Below are 19,416 nucleotides of genomic sequence, written 5' to 3'. Positions count from 1 at the left end.
GATCGTTGAACCTAATGGAAAGGAGAGATTCCTTTCCGTTATGGATCTAACGGTGGTCTGCGTACAACCTCTTCGATTGATCCTCTACTCCAAGAGACTTTATGCTCTACACAACCGATGTTGTGTTAGCGAGCATCTTTAATGAAGGCGGGTAGCTCCACCTACAAAGGATTGAGTCCTTAGCTCATTTGTTGGATTCCCATACTGCCTGGTAGGTTCTGATGGCTTTGTTTTAATTCTTCCATATGCCTGTCATGCAAAATCAAAAAGGTATCAAAGGTGTCGAAACATAATTGTCTATTCGTGTGTTCCAAATGAGCCTCGCTGTTCATTAATAAAAAGGCACTGTATAAGTCCCGTTGTACAAGATGTCCGTTAATAGGAGCCCATCGTTGATGGAGTTTTTTCTTTTTAAACGTATCTGTCACATGATTGTATTGACTTGCCTTAAAGGTTCGAGTATGAACTTCATAAAGCTCTTTGTCGAGATGGTTTAATTTTTGTTTAAGGATTCTAAGCAGTTTGGCAGGGGCATAGTTTCCAATGCTCTTGCCATATCGTTTTTTGCGTTGGAATTTTCCTGTTTTTGAATTGATTTTGGTTTCTTTGGCTCGTTTCGCTAACGCTTTAAAATTCATGGTTTCTACATACCACTCATTTCCACAAGAAAGAATGCGGTTTGCCAATTTTGAATGCTGTTCTTTTACATAGACTGCTTTTAAGCGAGCAATTTCTTTGAGTTGATAGAGAGTTTTATAATAGTTTTTACTTCGATTCCAGGTTAATTTGATTCCTTTTTGAAAGGTTCCATCTGGATGATAGTTTTGTGGATTGGCGCTTCTGCGACTGCGATCCAATTTTCGAAGCCATCGTCTTTTTTCGGCTTCTAACAGTGGAACCTTCGGTGCGAGTGGCTGAATCCATACTTCTTTTTTAGAGGCAATCGCTACCGTTGACGTGCCAATATCGATGCCACCCCGTTCATTCGGGGATTCTGGATGACGAAAAGCTCCTGTTGCGTTGATTCGTTTAGCAGGAGGAATCCCATCCATAATAAGTTGAACGTAGAAAGCTTGTTTTCTACGGATCCGTTTGCGAACGATCCGACAGTATTTCACTCGATGAGAAGCGAGAGATTCTTGGGCAAATAAATCATTGTGACGGACCTTAACAGGGATGTCGAGTCCATTCCAAAGAACTTTATGGTCACGAAAGCGAATCCCTGAACTGTTTTTCTTTCCTTCGAGAGAAGTCAGGGTTCCGTATTTTTTAAAATGAGCTTTACTGCCATGAAACAGGACTTTCTCCATTGCCTGCCAAACCTGCGTGGCAATTTTTTGAGCGGTCAGGCTGTCGATGTGTTTCTTATAGTTATGTTGGTGTTTTTTGATGTAGTCGTGAAGACCATACTCGTTTAATCCGAAAGATAGACGAATCGCCGTTAATTCTTGTCGATACGTTTCTTTTTCTTGTTGGTAGAATTTGATTGGTTCTTTTGGTTGCGTTCGTTCTAACAGGTTCTTTGCTTCTTGATACAAGCGTAGGGTTTTTCGATAACGTTTGGATTCTTTCATGAATTGAAGTTGTTTTAAGGCGTAGGAAAGAGTGGTGTTGTAGAGTCTTTCGCCCATGCGAAAACGCTTATTTAGGATGTCTTGAACGAAAGGCTCCGTGATCAACTTACATTCTAAAATAAACGTAGGTTTCTTTTGTTTTCGTTTTGCCATATTTACCACTCCTCTCCATTTATGTATATGTCTATCATACAATAAGAACGTTTGTTTGACAATGCAAAAGGCATTCCATTCATCTCGACACCTAAAGGAGCGGGCTTTCCGGAACTAAATTCTGTAACAAATCCCTTTGTATAATGTCCGTATTTTACAAAGTTAAATCCCAATTCAGTTGAAAACAAAAAATCTGAAGAAAGTGATTCTTGTCATAATAATCTTGATTTTAAGATGCTTTTGTCTAATCATAGGAATGGTTTTTATTAAATTGAAGAAAACTAGAGAAATAAAGGAGGTATTATATTATGAATAAAGGTAAAGAAAATAACTTCAAACCAGTTAACAAAATTTATGATTCAAGTGATTATGAAAAAAACAATCAAGAGTCGAAAGGTTTAGCAGACACTCATGAACAAGTAAGTGATTCTTATATGGTTGGAGATATGATGACACATGATCCTTCCAATCAAGATAAAGGATAAACGGTAATTAAAAAAATCGCTCAATAGATGCATCTATTGAGCGATTTTTTTAATTCAGTTCTAGTTGACGAGTTTCTTTACCAAAAAAGGCTACTGCTACAACACCAATGATGATGCTGATACAGAATATGGTGAAGATGAAGGAGATGGAATAATCGGCACTTACCAATGTGCCAACGAGCAATGGACCGAGAATTCCACCAATTCTGCCAACGGCTGCCGCCATACCTGACCCTGTCCCGCGGATGACAGCCGGATATTGTTCAGGACTGTAGGCGTATAGAGCACCCCAGGCACCGAGATTGAAGAACGATAATAAAATACCGGAAGTCATTAAAATGGAAGTTGTCTCTGCGTTACCAAAGGCAAGTGCCGAAGCTGCTGTACCTAATAAATATGTAACAAGGACAAATTTACGCCCCATTCTTTCAATCAGCCAGGCAGCTGAATAATAACCAGGCAGCTGTGCAAGAGTCATGATCAATACATATTCAAAGCTTTGAATCATGCTAAATCCCTTTATAACCATAACACTTGGCAGCCAAAGGAACATTCCATAATAGGAAAAAACAACTGTAAACCACAGCACCCATAATACAAAGGTAGAACGGGCATATTCCTTTGACCACACATCAGAAATATTTTGCCAGGCACTTCTTTTTTTCACCTTATTAGGTGAAAAAGCCGGCGAATCGGGTAATCTTATACGTAAATATAAAGCATAGAGTGCTGGAATCGCGCTGATAATAAGCGCAGTTTCCCATCCATAAGAAGGAATGACAAAGTATGAGATAAGTGCAGAGAGGAGCCAACCAAATGCCCAAAAGCTTTCCAGTAAAACAATCACACGTCCACGATCCTTTGCTGGTACACTTTCTGAAACAAGCGTTGAAGCAACCGGCAATTCACCGCCAAGACCCATGCCGACAAAGAAGCGTAAAATAAGAAATACGGTAAGAGTTGTTGTAAATGCTGAAAGCCCGCTAGCTATTGAAAACATGAGAAGTGTAATGATAAATATATTTTTCCGGCCGATTCGGTCGGACAATATACCAAAAAGAAGAGCTCCAACTGCCATTCCAATTGAATTCACACTGCCAATCCAGCCCATTTGTCCCGGTGTTAACCCCCAGTCAGCCGATAAAGCAGCAATAATAAATGACAGCATTCCGACATCCATTGCATCAAACATCCATCCAAGTCCTGCTACCCCTAACAGCTTTTTCTGAGAAATTGTTTTTTCTGCCATTGTTGAAGCCTCCATCAGATTATCATGACATTTGTCTTTACCATTTTAATATAGACAAAATTAGACAGATTAACCAAGAAAGATTAAAAAATTCGCTGACGGTATTTGAATCTACTAAGCATTACACCTACTGCAAAAAAACTAACAATACAATATAGAGAAAACCTTTCAATAACTCATAATAAAAAGACATTCATGAACGAATGTCTTTTTATTATGAGTTATTAATAATTATCTTCAAGTGCTTTTCTTAGCAACTGAGCTGAACGGTCTAAATCAGCTTTAACCATTTTTTTATAGGTTTTTGCTTTTTCCTTGTCTTTAATAGAATATACGGCAACCTCCTGGTACTTTGAATCGCCTTTTTTAATTTTTCCCCTTGTCAGCACACCATCTTCTAATAAATCATGTAAAGCCCGATAAATTTCTGAATGCTGCGGTTCAAAGCCAAAAGGTTGAAATTCTTTTCGCATTTCATCTAACAGCTGAAGTCCATACCATCTGCCATTTTCAATATTTGTGATTAAGTATAACTTTAAGAACGCCCTCTGCTTCAGTAGAAATCCAGTGCTTTCTCTTTTTCGGATGCCCATTATTTATACACCATCCATTATTTTACTTTTCTGACTATATTATAGCACAGTGTGTTAGTTTGGAATATGAATTTGCAGCATTCCTTGAAAAAATTTGAAATTAAAAGCATATTTACTAAACAGTCTTACGATATGGATGAGATGGTCGTTTACAAAATATCTTTTCCTATTTTAACTCAAGCTCCAGCGTAACAAACAGACCATTGTAGTACCGATTCATTTCTACTAAATGAAAACTGTCCGTTGTAAATGTATGAACGGTTTCTCGATCTAATTGGCAGCCATCACAAATTTTACTCCAATAGGGGGTTAATTTTTGCTGCAGTCGTGCTAAAAACGGATTGTCCATTCTAACATGTTCAAATAAAAGAATTTTCCCATTAGGTTTGCAAATTCTTTTAATTTCCTTTATCGCTCTTTGTGTATCGGGTATAGTACAAAAGACTAAGGTGGCAACAACGGTATCAAAGGTATCATCATTATATGGCAATTTTTCGGCACTTGATTGAATGATTTCAATAGGAACAGAAGCGTCATACATATTCTTTTTCGAACGTTCAATCATATATGGGCTAGGTTCAATAGCTGTTACACTTTCTACCTTTTCGTATAAAGGGAAATTAACCCCTGACCCAGAACCAATTTCAATTACCTTTCCATATGATTTCTGTAGTAACTTTGTTCGGATATTTTTGAATTTTCCTTGCTCCAATGGATACATGAAGAAATCATACCATTTAGCGAATGCTTGACTCATTTTGTTCACTCCAACTTATAATGCTTTTTATTATTTAGTCAAAGTTTACCTGCTTTATAGAGCAGACACAACACAAAAAGACTGACTCCTTTATAATTAGAGTCAGTCTTTTTATCTCGTAATCTTTTATTTTGCAAAGCGATGATTTCCGATAGTAACGGTTACAGGTCTTGAATAAATCCAACTACTTGAAGCTGTATTTGGGTTATAGAAATAAAGTGATCCGTTGCCTTGACCTCTATAGGCAAGTGCTTCAGATACTGCTCTCTTCGATTCGACATCTGCGGGCTGATTAATTGTACCGTTTTGGACTGGTGTAAAAGCATAATAACCATGGTCAATTTGATAAATGACTTCTTTGACAGTATTAGGGAATTCAGGATGATCTAAACGATTAAGAATAACGGTAGCAACCGCTACTTTACCTGCATATGGCTCCCCTTTTGCTTCTGCCGAAACTAAACGAGCCATTAAGTCTTTATCTGCTGCAGAAATAGTAGATTGTGGAATAACTAGCTTTTGTCCAACATAAATCATATTACTAGTCTGGTTATTTGCTGCTCTTAAAGTTGTTAGTCCTACACCATAATGATTACTAATTTTCCATAAAGTATCTCCTGAACGTACAGTATGAGTGAAACTTGCTGCTTCTGTTTCTGTCGGTGGTTGAAATGTAAATAATGATACAGTTGACACAAATGCTAATGCAGCCATTTTTAGTTTTTTAAATTTTTTCATAAAGATTACCTCCTAGTAGTCTGCGTTTTCTCTACTATTAGGCTATCAGTTGTAACAAAACGTTTCATGAACCAATATGTGGTAATAGATTCATAGAATGGATAAAGCATTGCTGGACGTCTGCTGTTTGATTTGCTGGAAAATAATTCTGAACCTAAATAATATCCGTTTATATACTTTAATGGAAAGATCATACTACAATATGACAAAACATTTCATCCTTATTTCATGTATGATCCTGTTATTAAAACATGGAGGTTTGTCATTTGAGTCATTCTCTTATCATACTTTTATTAACAAAAGATTTAACTGTTATTAATAATTTTTTAAAAAGTTAACATAATATTTGCATTACCTTAACCTTTCCTTCATAATTTAATAGAATTGTATAATATTGTCGAATAATGTGGTCGGGAGTTGGAAATGTGGACTTAGAAAGTCAACGAATGTTATTTGAATTGCTCGGAGGTCTTGGAATCTTTCTGTATGGCATAGCTACAATGCGTACAGGACTACAAAATTGCGCCGGGAACAAATTAAAAGATATTCTTGATCGATTTACAACAAACCCACTCATAGGATTTTTAGCAGGCATTCTTGTAACAGTAATGATTCAAAGCAGTACAGCAACGACAGTTATTACAGTCGGTCTAGTAAGTGTAGGTTTTATGACCCTTCGTCAGGCAATAGGAGTTATTCTTGGTGCTAATATCGGTACAACCGTTACAGCTATTATTATTGGATTTAATATAGAAGAATACTCACTGCTGATCATAGCAATTGGATCATTTCTTGTTTTCCTTTTTAATAAGAAAACCATACAGAATGTCGGGCAGATTATCTTTGGGCTGGGAGCACTTTTCTATGGATTGGACTTATTCAGACTCGGAATGGAGCCGATTGGTAAGCTGGAAGTTTTTAAAGAGCTTGTCGTTCAATTAAGCTCAATGCCATTATTAGGTGTATTATCGGGAACAATCTCAACGATGCTAATTCATAGTTCTAGTGCAGCAGTTGGTATATTACAAGGACTTTATGCGGATTCTCTTCTATCAATTGAAGCGGCTCTTCCCATCTTATACGGTGACAACATTGGAACGACGCTTACAGCTGTCATTGTGTCACTTGGTGCATCGACAGCAGCTAAAAGAGCTGCAGGAATACATGTACTTATAAATGTAATTGGCACCATTCTCTTTTTAATACTGTTGAAGCCGTTTGCTGCGTTCATTCTCTGGAATACATCTGTTATGCATTTAAGCCCAGAAATGGCGATTGCTTTTGCACATGCGATTTATAATATATTGAGCAGCTTACTCTTCCTTCCATTCATTAATGTATTAATCTTATCTATTAAGAAGTTGATTCCTGGAGAAGACTCTGTTATCGAGTATCGTGTAAAAAGACTTGATTCTCATTTAATTAAACAATCTACAGTTATTGCATTAGGGCAGGCAAAAGAAGAAGTGATTTATATGGGGAAGTTTGCTATCAAGGGACTTGAAGACTCCCATCTATTCTTTAAAACAAAGAAAGATAGATATGCTAATAGTTCTAAGCAAATAGCGGAATTTTTAAACAGTTTAGAGCGTAAAATAACAAAATATCTTGTTGATATTGGTTTATGCTCTTTATCAGACATAGAATTAGAAGAACAAAATAAGTTGATTCATACAGTCCGAGATATCGAAAGAATAGGACATCTCTTTGAAAATATCATCGAGCATTCAAATTATCAACTGGCTATAAGAGTCAATTTAACGGATCATGCATTAGAGTGTTTAGAGAAAATGTTTGAATTAACAGTCGGCACTGTTCAAGAATCTATCACTGCATTGGATCAGAACAATAAAGAGTTAGCAAAAAAGGTTATCGAAAAGGAATTTCTTATTAATAAAATAGAAGAAGAACTACGTACTCAGCATGTTAATCGTTTGCAATCCGGTGAATACAGTCCTCAGGCCGGTATTGTCTTCATGGATATGATTAGTAATCTTGAACAAATTGGAAATCATGCTGTCAATATCGCTAATAGGATAGTCACAGAGCAAACCTTTTACTCGGAAATTAGATAGTTGGAATGATATTAAAATGCTATGCAATCTTATTTTTTTTATAAAATATTCGAAAACCCGGGATTAATTCCCGGGTTTTCGAATATTTTTGCTTCTAAAAGGCATCCACCAGTTCCAATCCCCCAACAGCTTCATTAACGAAGGCACAAGAATCATTCGAACGATGGTCGCATCAATTAAGATGGATAATGCCACAGCTATTCCAATTTGTTTTACAGGGACAATTTCGGTAAAAGCAAATGCTCTGGTTACCACAATCATAATAGCTGCAGCAGCAGTGATAATTTTGCTTGTAATGGTTAATCCAGTTAATGTTGCTAAATTATTATCATTTGTACGAAGATATTCTTCTTGAATTCGTGAAATTAAAAATACCTCATAGTCCATACTTAACCCAAACACAACGGCAAATGCAATAACCGGAATCATCAATCCGATTGCTGAAGGTGCATTGCCCAAATGCCCTTCTTGGAATATCCACACGACAATTCCAAATGCTGCTCCGAGGGAGAACATATTCATCAGGATTGCTTTTAATGGAATGAGGACAGAGCGAAAAGCAATGAGCAAAATCAAATAGGTTGAGCCAATAATCAACAAGAGTCCTAGCGGAACCTTCTCAAAAATTTCATCAAATATTTCTTGGTTGAACTTTGAGTACCCCCCAACTGTAAAGCTAAGCGGCATTTCTTCTCTTTCTATTTCACGTACCCAATCTTTTGCCTGGTCAGATTCAGGAGGAGCATCTATCGTCACATACAAAAGTGTTTTATTTGCTGTTGTTAATGAATCTAGAACAGGTTGAAGCTGTGCTTTTCGTATGGGATCCTGCATCATCAAAAGAAGTTGTTCCGAATTTACACCCGTAGCTGAAAAAATGGAATCAACGTGATGAACTATTGCTTGTTCTTCTAGCCTCGAAATAAAGTCTTGAACCTTCAAGAGAGATTTTTTATTTAATAGTTCTTCCTTTGACTTTAGTACAATGACTACATTAGACTCGTCACTAGGTACAAAATTCTTTTCGAATGTTTCATAGGCTATCCTTGTTTCACTGTCTGATGGTAATGCAGTGGCGTCAGGAATCTCAAGTTCCATATCTTTTATCGGCAAAAGAGCAAAGGTTAGAAGAATAAGAGAAGCTAATGTCATGAAAATAGGTCGTTTCATAACAAAAGACGCAAAACTCTTCCATTTTGCTTGTTCATTCCGATTCCCTTTAAGAATCATTGCTTTATTAATATTATGTCCAATTACTGATAAGATAGCGGGTAAAAAGGTTAGTGCTGATAGAATGGAAACAATGACGACGGCGATACCACCAATGGCTACTGATTGGAAAATGTCTACTTCAATCAGTAACATGCCGGATAAGCCTAAAGCAACACATAGACCAGAAAAGGCAATCGAACGGCCTGCTGTTTTCATCGTATAGGAAATGGCTGTCTTTACGTCATGTTTAATTAATTCTTCACGAAAACGATTAATATAAAGAAGTGCAAAATCAATACTCAGGGCAAGTCCAATCATCGGAACAACATTTAAAACAAATATAGATAAGTTTAAGTAATGGCCTAAAAAATAGACAATCCCCATCGTTGATAATACCGCAATAACCCCAATGACAATCGGAATAGCTGCTGCGACCAATCCTCCAAATGCAATAAGCAAAACAATTAAAGCGATTGGAAGTCCAATCATCTCAGCATTTTTTAAGTCTGTTTGCGACCCCTTACTCATCTCATCTTCAATTACTGTGCTGCCTGTAAGCAGTACCTTGAAATCATCATGCTTTGGTAATTGGGACTTGAAACTGTCAATATCAATGTCATTTTCAAGTGATATCGATACATATGCAAAATGATTTTTATATTGAGGAGGTTCCGCTTTCCCCTCATGATTTTCTAGTACATGATTGATGGTTTTACGAATAAAAGCTTCAAATTCACTTTTTGATATCTTTTTGTTCATTTCGAATAATAGAATCAACGGCCTTGGATCTTGGTTAAATTCCTCTTCTAACACCTTTTGTGTAGCGGCATAGCTCCCTTCCATTTCAAAGCCACTTCCAGAAAGTATAATCGGTAATTTAATAGCAAAATACCCCATTATAATTGTAAAAATAATCCAAGTGATGATGATACTCTTTCGAAATCGAAACAAAGATCTCACTTCCTTCAATTAAAAATAACTTTATTCAAGACCATTCATAATGAAAATGTGAGCAAGAAAAATAAAAAAGCAGACTTCCTCGTTAAAAGTCTGCTTTTCATTTATTTATTCCCCTAAATCAACGTTGTGATACACCTGTTGTACATCATCTAAATCTTCAAGTACATCTATTAATTTTTCGAATTGCGCTACAGCATCATCTGGTAATGTCACATCACTTTTCGCAAGCATGGTTAGTTCTGCAACAGTAAACTCACTTACACCAGCAGCCTTGAACGCTTCTTGAACAGCATGAAACTGATCCGGTTCAGCGTATACAATAACAGCGTCATCCTCTTCCATAATATCTCGAACATCTAGGTCAGCTTCCATTAAAAGCTCCAACACCTCATCAGATGTTTTTCCTTCAACCCCAATAACAGCTGTTTGATCAAACATATAGGCAACAGAACCGCTTACTCCCATATTCCCGCCATTTTTACCAAAGGCAGCACGAACTTCAGATGCTGTACGATTCACATTATTCGTTAATGCATCAACGATAATCATCGTTCCGCTTGGACCAAACCCTTCATAGCGCAGCTCGTCATAGTTTTCTTCTGAGCCACCTTTAGCTTTTTCGATGGCACGATCAATAATATGTCTTGGTACATTATATGTTTTAGCTCGCTCCAGCACGAAGCGTAAAGATTGGTTTGATTCTGGGTCTGGCTCACCTTGCTTAGCAGCTACATATATTTCTTTTCCAAATTTGGCATAGATACGACTTGTGTTAGCGTCTTTTGATGCTTTTTTTTCCTTGATATTGTTCCACTTACGACCCATAAAGTCCCACTCTCTTTCAACAATTTATGTATTTATTCATTTAAATAAGCCATCTCATCTCTTAACCAATAATAGTATTAGACGCTTACTTATTCATTCACAAAATATATTATACCTAAACAAAGAATATGTTAAAAGTCAAATATAATAAAAATTACTTTCCTAGTGAAATAACTTAGAATCTATTGTGACGCAAATAAAAACACGCATGGAGATTTCCATGCGTGTTTTGAATATTAAAGAAGAATACTTACTTTACCTTGTGGACGTAAAGCTTCTAAGTTAAGGATTACTTTCTTAGAAAGAATCTTTAATTCGCCATCTTCTTGAACTAATTGGTATTCATTAACACCTACATAAGTATCTAAGAAATCACGTTTCGCACGGTAAGTAACGAAGTTAGCTTTAACTGTTACAACACCATCTTCATTGCTAACGATTCTTACGTTAGATACATTATGTGTAGTTTTTGAATGTGGAAACTCAACGTGAGCTTCTTTCTTTAATAAACGTAATGCTCTTTGCTCAAGACGTGCTCTATCATCATGAACCAAGAATAAAGCTGTTTTGAAATCTGCATTTGGGCTACCGATAGGAGGAATTACATATGTTCCTTCTTTAGCGAATAAATCTGCCCATTCTTGCATTTTCCATTCATCAAGTAGTTCTGCCTCATGATATAAAAATTCTTCAACTTCTTGACGTGTTATATTCATGCGTTAACCCCCTCAGCTTCTTTACCTTCTCTTTTTGCTTCTTCAGCCAACATTAATTCATTCCATCTACGCCAGAATGCACGCATTTGTGCTTCGTCTGTTGCTTGAGGTACTTCTCTGTTCATACCTTTAGAGATATCGTTCCAGCCTGCTTCTTTCGCATTTAAGAAACCTTCTTGACAAAGTTCAAGCGCTTCATTATCGTCTGGAGTTGCGAAACCTGATGGTCCTAAGAATTCTAGGAAGCTATCATTACGAACTTCTCTGAAGTTTTCATTTTCAGCTTTAGGAGCTAATGCATAACCAGTTACTTCAATATATCCAGGCTCGATTGGATAGAAAGTTCTGATTGTAATAGCCATGATATCGTTAATGATTAAGTTAGGGAAAATCCAGATGTTACGGTTTTTCTTAGCAATACGGTGTGCTCTTTCTTTACCGAATTTTGCTTCTAATCTTTCATTGTACCCTTCGATTACTTCTTTCGCTTCTTCTCCGTAGCCTTCGATCCATTTACCAATTGGTCTTGGCCAAGCAGAGTAGTATTCCATAACAGCATGTCCGCCGCCAAGATCTTTACCTTCACCAATAAGACTGTCTTTTTCCATTGTACCGCCACGAGTAGCAACAATATCAAAATAAGTTTTGTGTGTAGGAACACCATGGTATAAGTCAACACTGTTTTCGCCCAATAGTTTCCAGTTCGCACGTACACTGTATTGTTGAGGATCCGTTAGAACTTCCATTCCTTGAGTTGGATCTTCAGCAGCAAATGCTTGATCAGCTACTAAATCTAAGTATTCTTTAGCATTTCCTAAGTATTCTTCTAAAGATACAGCGTTATCATCGAAGTTTACGAACATAAATCCACGATAGCTTTCAAGACGCTTTACTGTAGCAAGGTTTTTAGCTCCATCACAGTTATGGTCATTTGGGAAACCTGCTTTATCAGGCATACCAACTAGTTCACCTTGGTTATTGAAGCTCCATGCATGGTAGAAGCAGCGGAATACTTTAGAGTTGCCGCAATTTTCACGAGTAACTAATGCTCCACGGTGTGGACAGCTGTTATAGAAAGCGCGGATAACGTCATCTTGGCTGCGAGTAAAGATTAAATTACGTCCGCCAACTTTTCTTCTATGGAAATCACCTTTGTTTGGTAATTCAGATTCATGTCCGATATAAAGCCAGCACTTACTGAAAATGGCTTCTCTTTCTGTTTCTAAAATTTCTGGATTAACAAATGCTTGTCTGTTGACTTTGAATGACAACTTCTCTTTGTCTTCTCTTACATATTTCCCCATCAATGTCCCTCCTAGAATTCTGTATTACTTAGAAAATTTATATAAAAACAATCTTTCAAGATTATTTTTATTGCATGAAAGCTCTTACTGAACGCGCTTACAAATTAAGTAAATTATATAAGTATATTATGGAATTTATTAGTTTTTACTCAAAGGAAATATTACCACCAATAAAATCAACTATATTCTAATTTACTTTTTATTATATCATAACCAAAAATTATTATACAATAATTAATATTATGATATGTTATGCGCGATCCTCCTTTTTTTGTTGGAGTGAAATCGGATACACGATAATTTACCATATGTCCTTTTTCTTCTCTAACAAAAATAATTTCTATTTCTATTTCAATTCTTTAATAAGAGAAACTTTTAAATTTTCTCTTTTTTTGACTATATTCACATTATAAGCGCAAAATTCGATAAAATCTAATCAAAAATATCTTCCTTTTACATGCTTTACTCAATATTTTTTTTATAGACCTATTCCTAAATAGCTTTATATGTTTTATATTTTAGATTATATAGATGGTTCAAACCCCTGTCTAGCCAGTTAAATTCAGTTTATACTATCGTCATGTTGTTTAAATACTCGTGTTAGTAGACAAAATATCTTTTTTTTATTACTATTTTAATAGGTATAAATTTTTTCTAAGTGTTAATAAAAATTTTTTTAGGAAAGTATTATAAATCGACAAAATGTGATAGTACCTATATAAATTGAAGTGTATTACCATGTTATTGTGTAATTACTGACGACATTTGGAAAGTATATAAATGGTTTCATTATTATAGGAGGTATACTCGTGGATACAAGTCAACTTGAAACATTTCTAGCCATTTATGAGTATAATAATTATTCAAAAGCGGCTGAACATCTAAATGTAACCCAGCCTACTGTAACGGCACGCATGAAAAACCTAGAAAGCGAGCTTTCGTGTAAATTATTTGAGCGATCAGGTAAAAACGTAACACTGACGAGGGAAGGAAAGGTTTTTCTTAAATATGCTACGACAATCCTTTCATATGTTAAATATTCAAAAGAAGAAACTTTATCTTCTAACTACCCCAATTTAAAAGTCGGCTTTCCTCCAGGATTTTCCTACTCTTTTATTACCGAACTGATAACATCAATCATTTCGATAGATGATTTGAATATTACGGTTATTGAAGGTGAGGATTCTAGGAAATTAAATGAGCAGATTATTGCGGGTGAATTAGATTTGGTCCTTACTAGAAATGATGTTGCGTATAATCCGAACCTCATTACAGAGTATCTATTTGATGACAAACTGGTCCTTATTTGCGGCAAACATCATCATCTCGCTTCAATAGAAGATTTGAAAATGGATGATTTACATGATGAAACTATCATTTGGTACCGAAGAAATGCTCCTCTAATCTCAAGTGTTGATCAGAGATTAGTCGGCATCCCGAATATCAAGCATATTGAGGTTGGAAATAATGAAATGCTGAAAAAAGTCATAGCGAGCGGGATTGGAATTGGGATTACACCATTAATCGGGATTGACCAAAATGACCGTGAACGGTTAGTGGTTAAGGAAATAAAGGAATTTCAGCATATTCCAAATAAAATCTATATACAATATCGAAAAAATTTAATTATTGATGAGTTCATTGAAAAGATTATTAATTCCATTATTAATCATAAGAATAATAAGCATTAACCAATAAAGGTGTCAGACAGCAGTCTGACACCTTTTCTCTTCTATAATATTTTTGAAAATTCATCAACCAGCTCTTCAAACCTTTTTAAGGCATTTTCAATTGGCTCAGATGTAGTTAAATCAACGCCTGTCTTTTTTAACAACTCAAGCGGATAGTCTGAACATCCGCTCTTCAAAAATTCTAGATAAGATTGGATTGTTTTCTCATCTCCTTCAAAAATCCTTGTAGCTAGATGGATAGCAGAGGCGTATCCAGTCGCATATTTATAAACGTAAAAAGGACGATAAAAATGAGGGATTCTTGACCATCCGTATTTTACCTGTTCATCAAAAACGATTGTATCCCCATTGTACTCTCTAAATAAGGTTTCATAAGTCTGATTAAAAATATCCACATTCAGCGGTATTCCCGCTTCTGCCATTTCATGCGTCTTTTTCTCAAATTCAGCAAACATTACTTGAGTAAAGAACGTACCTTTATATTGATCAATAAAATGGTTTAACAAATGTTTTCGGACATTCGAATCCTGTTCATTTTTTAATAGGTAGTTTATTAATAGAACTTCATTTACTGTCGATGCCACCTCAGCGACAAAAATACTATATTTAGCTGAAATTTGCGGCTGATATTTGGAACTTAGCATACTGTGTACACCATGTCCGCATTCATGGACTAACGTAAATAAACTGTCCAAGTCATCCTGATGATTTAAAAGAATGAATGGATGTACCCCATAAATACCTAAATTATAGGCACCGGACCTTTTTCCAGGGGTTTCCCGAACATCGATATATCGAGCATCTCTAAATTCCCTGAGCATTTGAATATAATCCTTACCAAGCGGTGATAAGGCTTTTAACATCGTTTCATAGGCTTCCTCATATGAAATGACAGGCTTTACTCCACTAATTAATGGGACACTCATATCATATTGATGAAGTTCATCCAATTTTAATTTTTCCTTCCGAATCTTTGTATAACGATGAAGCGGAGTAATATTTTTTTTCGTCGTTGAGATTAGGTTCTCATAGACCTCTTTTGGAACACGGTCTCCAAATAGACCTTTTTCTAATGCTGATGGATAATGGCGTACTTTTGCCATGGTCACGTTATTTTTAATGGCACCAGAAAGTGTTGCAGCAATTGAATTTTTTAATTGAAGGTAGGGCTTGTAATAAGCAAAGTAGGCTTCCTTTCGTTTCTCTCGATTCTCATCCTCAATTAATTTTGTATACATTCCTCTTGTAAGCTCAATCGGTTCGCCGTTATCACCTGTAACTTTCCCAAATTTAATATCAGCATTGTTAATCATTCCAAAAGTATGGCTTGGAACGGATAATGCTTCACCTAATTGAGAAAGTATTTTCTCCTGGTCTTTACTTAACACATGAAGCTTATACCGAAAGGATTCCATTAAATCTTCTGCAAAGTAATCTAATCCTTTTTCTTCATTAATATAAGATTTTAAGGTTTCCTCTTCCAAGCTCAATAAAAATGGCATAAAGAACGATGTGGATGAGCTTACTTTCACACTTAATTGTTTAGCTTTGTCCAACAATGATTGAGAAGTGGTTTCCCGTGTATCTTCATCTACCTTTAACATCGGGTAAGCATAGAGTTTATTAAAGACATAGGAAAGTTCCTCGCTTTGCTTTAAGTATTGATAAAGAGAGTGACCATTGTGAATTTGTCCATCAAATGTTTTTAACTTTTCGGCCATTTCTTCAATATGCCGATAATCTTTCTCCCAAAGCCCAACATCTGAGTATAAATCGTTTAAATTCCATTTTTCCTGCTCAGGTACTTCCTGCCTTGTTTTATATGTAGTCAACTATACATCCTCCTTATTTTATATAATGACGTTCTCTCATAAATCATTATACTTAATATATTCTCACTTTCCTCCTCTAAAACCTTTAACAATTACAATGAAGAAACAAAAATACTTGAATTTCTCCCTCTTCTTCCTATGCGGTTATTTAGTGTACAATGGTTTAGAAAGGATGTGGATAAAATGGCCGTTACGCTGCCTCAAATTGAAGATTCAAACAATACAACATATTTTCCTCCAAAAGGAGATTTTGTAACATTTGAAAATGATGAACATTACATAGAAAAGCTAAAAGAATGGGGTCTTTCAACGACGAAGGATACGTTTTGGTATAAACAGCGAACTTATCAAAGGCTCGTTACGATAAAAGGCTATGAGGTTTATGGAGTAACAGGTGAATTTAATACGATTGTCCTTGAGTTTCAGGATGGAAATTTGACCTGTATACACCCTGCCTATTTAAAGGAAATGCAATCCCCAAGCTTTGAAAAGGCAAATGTTACGGAATTAGAAAAAGATAAGAATCAAGCAGTACCTATAAAAACAAAAGAAGCGGAACCTACAATAATTAACAAGCAAGACGGAGAGATACAGCAGAAAAAACCAGTAAACAAAAAGTCAGAAAAGAAATCTGAATCAAAAGTAAAGACGGTAAAGCTAGAACTGCCGACTGATAAAGTACATTTTACAGCAAAAGTAAAGCAATTGGCTTTAAGCTGGAATAATTTTAATGAAGATAATGATGAAGTTGTAGTTCTAGAAGATGTTATCATTCACGAAGAAAGCCCAATTGAAGTAGGTCTTGCTTGGTGCTCTCATTCTAAAACATTAAAGAAGTTTGAGCTTACTCCCGGAGAAAATCTTGAATTCGACGGTAAGATTGTAAAAAAGAAATTACCGAAGGGAAAAGATGTAGAAGAAGAGTTTATTGTAGATGTTCCAGTACCATATAAAATTAATAATCCATCCAAAATACAAAAAAGCTGAAAGAGGTCTATTCTATTTCAGTATGGTTTAGAAGTTCATTTTTATTTATTGTATAGTAGTAAAAACACATGCTGTTCTCGGTTGCATGTGTTTTTTAAGTTCATCTTAAGTGTTATTCATGCTTATATTGGCTATTATTTTAATAGTCATTTGAAATAAACTGTTAAAGACGAAAGGGGGAAATAGATTGAGAGTCATTTTTAGACTTTTCACCATAATGTTACTGCTCACAAGTATTTGGTTTCTTTTTGTAAAGGATCAACAAGGGATAGGTGGACAGACCGTTTATGAAAATATTAAATCGAAACTGGATTCATTGAAGGAACATCCAGATGTAACGAATGGAATAAATACATTAGAAATCGGTTTTGATACTTTGTTAAATGAAATTGATCAGGCTTTAAACTCCATTCAAAGGGATCAACAGCAGGAAACAAAAATCGCGAAGCCTAAATTAGAGGAACCTATATCGAATTCTTTCTCCATTTATAATATAGAACTTGGTGATTCGAGAACAGAGGTTGAAAGTCTCGCAGGTGCTGCAAAGCGTTCTTCCTATAACGAATATGGTGTCAAGTGGTTCGCGTACCACGAAAACTATCAAAATTTCTTCATGGCGTCCTTCGATGAAGATGATAAGGTGACCGGATTGTACACAAATCAAGACTTGCTGAGCTCGAAACAAGGAATCAAAATAGGTTCACATATGGACGAAGTTTTGAATATGCTTGGTGAGCCGAGCACGAAAATTCAAAAGGGTCATATTTCTTATCAACTTGATCATAACAATGAATATCATTTATTTGACTTAGATGATAGCTTTGTGACCGTTTTTTATGATAAACATGAAGAGGACTCGGTTACAGCGGTTCAGATTATAAGCGCTGATTTGGAGCAGCAAAAGACCGCTTTTTATTCAGCAGAGAGTCACGAGCTAAAAGAAGGATTTGAATATCAACTATTTGACTTAACGAATGCTGCAAGAGTTGTTCATGGTTTACCTTTTTTATCATGGAATGAGGCGGTTAAAGAAACAGCACGTGACCATAGCATGGATATGGCACAAAATCAGTATTTTAATCATACCAATCTGGAAGGGCAGTCTCCTTTCGATCGCATGAAAGAGGATAACATTTCATTTCGTGCAGCAGGCGAAAACCTTGCTGCCGGACAGTTAAGCAGTATTTTTGCCCATGAAGGATTAATGAACTCACTGGGGCATCGAGAAAATATCCTTCAACCAGATTTTGAAGCACTAGGAGTTGGCGTTGCTTTTGACTCTGATTCAAGACCGTATTATACAGAAAACTTTTTGGCTAATTAAGAAAGAAGCGGCGCATCCACAGTATATAGAACTTCCAGTATAGTATGACACAAAGATTTACTGGATTACTGTATTGTGGATCCTTCCCTCTTTGTTTATTGAGGGAAAGCCTCTTTCACTTTTTATTCTACACCCCTTTTGAATGATCTGAAATGGTCCTTTCTCCTCTCTTCTTCTTTTTCCATTTATATAGGAGAAACATGATGATTGCCATAAGAACGAATGCTTCGATAAAAAAGTCTTTCATTTGTGAATTCATTAAGCCTGCAGGAATTAAGATGAGGACAAAAAAGTAGAGAAAGTTTCCAAATATGGTTGCTGTAATAAAGCTATTGAATTGAATAGAGCTAATCCCGCCCAATATATTAATCAGGCTTGTAGGAATAAACGGCATGATTCTGGCTTGAAAGATAAATAAGAATCCATTCCTTTCTATTTTTTCAACGAAATCTTTGTTAATCCTCGGCAGAACCCAGTCTTGAAACAGATATCTGCTTCCGTAAAACATAAGTGCTGCGGCTATGATACTTGTCAGCCAGCTCCAAAGAAATCCATTAATAAATCCAAACAATGTATAATTGATTGTAATAACGAGAATTAAGGGAATAATAGTGAAGGTGTTTTGAATAATCATGATTAGCAATGTGATGAGTAAAGTTATCCATAGATTTTCATGAATGATTTTTCCTATGTTGCCGCTTTTAATGACTTGAAACCATTCTGCATGAAACATGGCATAAATCATTATAGAAATAATGAGAAGGAACGTAAGTGATTTTATCCAATTTTTAATTTGTATCACCTATTTCATTTGGAGTTGATTTTAAACTTAACTTTATTATAAACGTAATACTCATTGTGCGGTATTTCTTTATTTAATCTAAATACTCATGCATTTATAGTTCTGTGAAATTTCGACAAAAAACGACGACAATTTTCGA

General features: G+C 35.7%; 16 protein-coding genes. 5 read left to right on the top strand and 11 right to left on the bottom strand.

Annotated features, from left to right (window positions below):
- Nucleotides 1-179 precede the first annotated feature (179 nt).
- Entirely contained in the window at nt 180-1,727 is a 1,548-nt protein-coding gene (locus tag F4V44_RS13310; protein WP_150440508.1) for a hypothetical protein, read from the bottom strand.
- 308 nt (nt 1,728-2,035) lie between these two features.
- Here F4V44_RS13310 and F4V44_RS13305 point away from each other — a divergent pair, with 308 nt between their 5' ends.
- Nucleotides 2,036-2,212: a YozQ family protein gene (locus F4V44_RS13305; protein WP_150440507.1), complete on the top strand. Its 177-nt coding sequence runs from the start codon at nt 2,036-2,038 to the stop codon at nt 2,210-2,212.
- A 49-nt stretch (nt 2,213-2,261) separates the two neighbouring features.
- On the opposite strand, the gene F4V44_RS13300 is transcribed toward F4V44_RS13305, so the two are convergent.
- The 4 genes from F4V44_RS13300 to F4V44_RS13285 form a co-directional block, all read right to left on the bottom strand.
- Nucleotides 2,262-3,461 (bottom strand): MFS transporter, encoded by a 1,200-nt coding sequence (locus F4V44_RS13300; protein WP_150440506.1) that lies wholly within the window; start codon nt 3,459-3,461, stop codon nt 2,262-2,264.
- Nucleotides 3,462-3,685: 224 nt separating this feature from the next.
- A complete protein-coding gene (locus F4V44_RS13295) occupies nt 3,686-4,054 on the bottom strand; it encodes a helix-turn-helix transcriptional regulator (protein WP_150440505.1) in 369 nt (122 codons plus the stop codon).
- Between the two features lie 166 nt (nt 4,055-4,220).
- On the bottom strand, nt 4,221-4,811 hold the full coding sequence (locus F4V44_RS13290) for a class I SAM-dependent methyltransferase (protein WP_150440504.1): 591 nt from the start codon (nt 4,809-4,811) through the stop codon (nt 4,221-4,223).
- Between the two features lie 126 nt (nt 4,812-4,937).
- Nucleotides 4,938-5,549, bottom strand: coding sequence for a cell wall hydrolase (locus tag F4V44_RS13285; RefSeq protein WP_150440503.1), 612 nt, complete (start codon nt 5,547-5,549; stop codon nt 4,938-4,940).
- Nucleotides 5,550-5,974: 425 nt separating this feature from the next.
- On the opposite strand from F4V44_RS13285, the gene F4V44_RS13280 reads away from it, so the two are divergent.
- Nucleotides 5,975-7,624, top strand: a complete 1,650-nt coding sequence (locus F4V44_RS13280; protein WP_191090673.1) for a Na/Pi cotransporter family protein — start codon at nt 5,975-5,977, stop codon at nt 7,622-7,624.
- Nucleotides 7,625-7,687: 63 nt separating this feature from the next.
- Here F4V44_RS13280 and F4V44_RS13275 read toward each other — a convergent pair whose 3' ends face one another.
- The 4 genes from F4V44_RS13275 to F4V44_RS13260 form a co-directional block, all read right to left on the bottom strand.
- Nucleotides 7,688-9,796: an MMPL family transporter gene (locus F4V44_RS13275; RefSeq protein WP_317978325.1), complete on the bottom strand. Its 2,109-nt coding sequence runs from the start codon at nt 9,794-9,796 to the stop codon at nt 7,688-7,690.
- 105 nt (nt 9,797-9,901) lie between these two features.
- Nucleotides 9,902-10,621, bottom strand: a complete 720-nt coding sequence (locus F4V44_RS13270; protein WP_150440501.1) for a YebC/PmpR family DNA-binding transcriptional regulator — start codon at nt 10,619-10,621, stop codon at nt 9,902-9,904.
- Between the two features lie 236 nt (nt 10,622-10,857).
- Entirely contained in the window at nt 10,858-11,337 is a 480-nt protein-coding gene (locus F4V44_RS13265; RefSeq protein ID WP_150440500.1) for an aromatic-ring-hydroxylating dioxygenase subunit beta, read from the bottom strand.
- The gene (locus F4V44_RS13260; RefSeq protein WP_150440499.1) at nt 11,334-12,641 is read right to left on the bottom strand and encodes an aromatic ring-hydroxylating oxygenase subunit alpha; all 1,308 of its coding nucleotides are present in this window, start codon (nt 12,639-12,641) and stop codon (nt 11,334-11,336) included. The genes F4V44_RS13265 and F4V44_RS13260 overlap by 4 nt, the downstream gene beginning before the upstream one ends.
- 809 nt (nt 12,642-13,450) lie before the next feature.
- Between F4V44_RS13260 and F4V44_RS13255 the strand changes: the two genes are divergently transcribed.
- Nucleotides 13,451-14,332 carry a LysR family transcriptional regulator gene (locus tag F4V44_RS13255; RefSeq protein ID WP_150440498.1) on the top strand — a complete coding sequence of 294 codons (882 nt, stop codon included), beginning with the start codon at nt 13,451-13,453 and terminating at the stop codon, nt 14,330-14,332.
- A gap of 41 nt (nt 14,333-14,373) precedes the next feature.
- On the opposite strand, the gene pepF is transcribed toward F4V44_RS13255, so the two are convergent.
- Nucleotides 14,374-16,164 (bottom strand): oligoendopeptidase F, encoded by a 1,791-nt coding sequence (gene pepF / locus F4V44_RS13250; RefSeq protein ID WP_150440497.1) that lies wholly within the window; start codon nt 16,162-16,164, stop codon nt 14,374-14,376.
- Nucleotides 16,165-16,347: 183 nt separating this feature from the next.
- Here pepF and F4V44_RS13245 point away from each other — a divergent pair, with 183 nt between their 5' ends.
- Both F4V44_RS13245 and F4V44_RS13240 read left to right on the top strand, forming a co-directional pair.
- On the top strand, nt 16,348-17,151 hold the full coding sequence (locus F4V44_RS13245) for a hypothetical protein (RefSeq protein ID WP_150440496.1): 804 nt from the start codon (nt 16,348-16,350) through the stop codon (nt 17,149-17,151).
- Between the two features lie 187 nt (nt 17,152-17,338).
- Complete coding sequence (locus F4V44_RS13240) at nt 17,339-18,475, top strand: CAP domain-containing protein (protein WP_223881888.1); 1,137 nt, start codon at nt 17,339-17,341, stop codon at nt 18,473-18,475.
- A 127-nt stretch (nt 18,476-18,602) separates the two neighbouring features.
- On the opposite strand, the gene F4V44_RS13235 is transcribed toward F4V44_RS13240, so the two are convergent.
- A complete protein-coding gene (locus tag F4V44_RS13235) occupies nt 18,603-19,208 on the bottom strand; it encodes a TVP38/TMEM64 family protein (RefSeq protein ID WP_191090672.1) in 606 nt (201 codons plus the stop codon).
- Nucleotides 19,209-19,416: the final 208 nt, after the last annotated feature.

The sequence above is a fragment of the Niallia endozanthoxylica genome, from assembly GCF_008710145.1.
GTDB classification, from domain to species: Bacteria; Bacillota; Bacilli; order Bacillales; family Cytobacillaceae; genus Bacillus_BD; species Bacillus_BD endozanthoxylica.
This window is presented reverse-complemented; position numbering and strand designations above follow the sequence as displayed.

Coding starts and splice junctions, on each gene's coding strand:
- F4V44_RS13300 (WP_150440506.1), bottom strand. CDS start 3,461: ATGGCAGAAAAAACAATTTCTCAGAAAAAGCTGTTAGGGGTAGCAGGA.
- F4V44_RS13235 (WP_191090672.1), bottom strand. CDS start 19,208: ATGTTTCATGCAGAATGGTTTCAAGTCATTAAAAGCGGCAACATAGGA.
- F4V44_RS13290 (WP_150440504.1), bottom strand. CDS start 4,811: ATGAGTCAAGCATTCGCTAAATGGTATGATTTCTTCATGTATCCATTG.
- F4V44_RS13270 (WP_150440501.1), bottom strand. CDS start 10,621: ATGGGTCGTAAGTGGAACAATATCAAGGAAAAAAAAGCATCAAAAGAC.
- F4V44_RS13310 (WP_150440508.1), bottom strand. CDS start 1,727: ATGGCAAAACGAAAACAAAAGAAACCTACGTTTATTTTAGAATGTAAG.
- F4V44_RS13305 (WP_150440507.1), top strand. CDS start 2,036: ATGAATAAAGGTAAAGAAAATAACTTCAAACCAGTTAACAAAATTTAT.
- F4V44_RS13285 (WP_150440503.1), bottom strand. CDS start 5,549: ATGAAAAAATTTAAAAAACTAAAAATGGCTGCATTAGCATTTGTGTCA.
- F4V44_RS13295 (WP_150440505.1), bottom strand. CDS start 4,054: ATGGGCATCCGAAAAAGAGAAAGCACTGGATTTCTACTGAAGCAGAGG.
- F4V44_RS13260 (WP_150440499.1), bottom strand. CDS start 12,641: ATGGGGAAATATGTAAGAGAAGACAAAGAGAAGTTGTCATTCAAAGTC.
- F4V44_RS13265 (WP_150440500.1), bottom strand. CDS start 11,337: ATGAATATAACACGTCAAGAAGTTGAAGAATTTTTATATCATGAGGCA.
- F4V44_RS13245 (WP_150440496.1), top strand. CDS start 16,348: ATGGCCGTTACGCTGCCTCAAATTGAAGATTCAAACAATACAACATAT.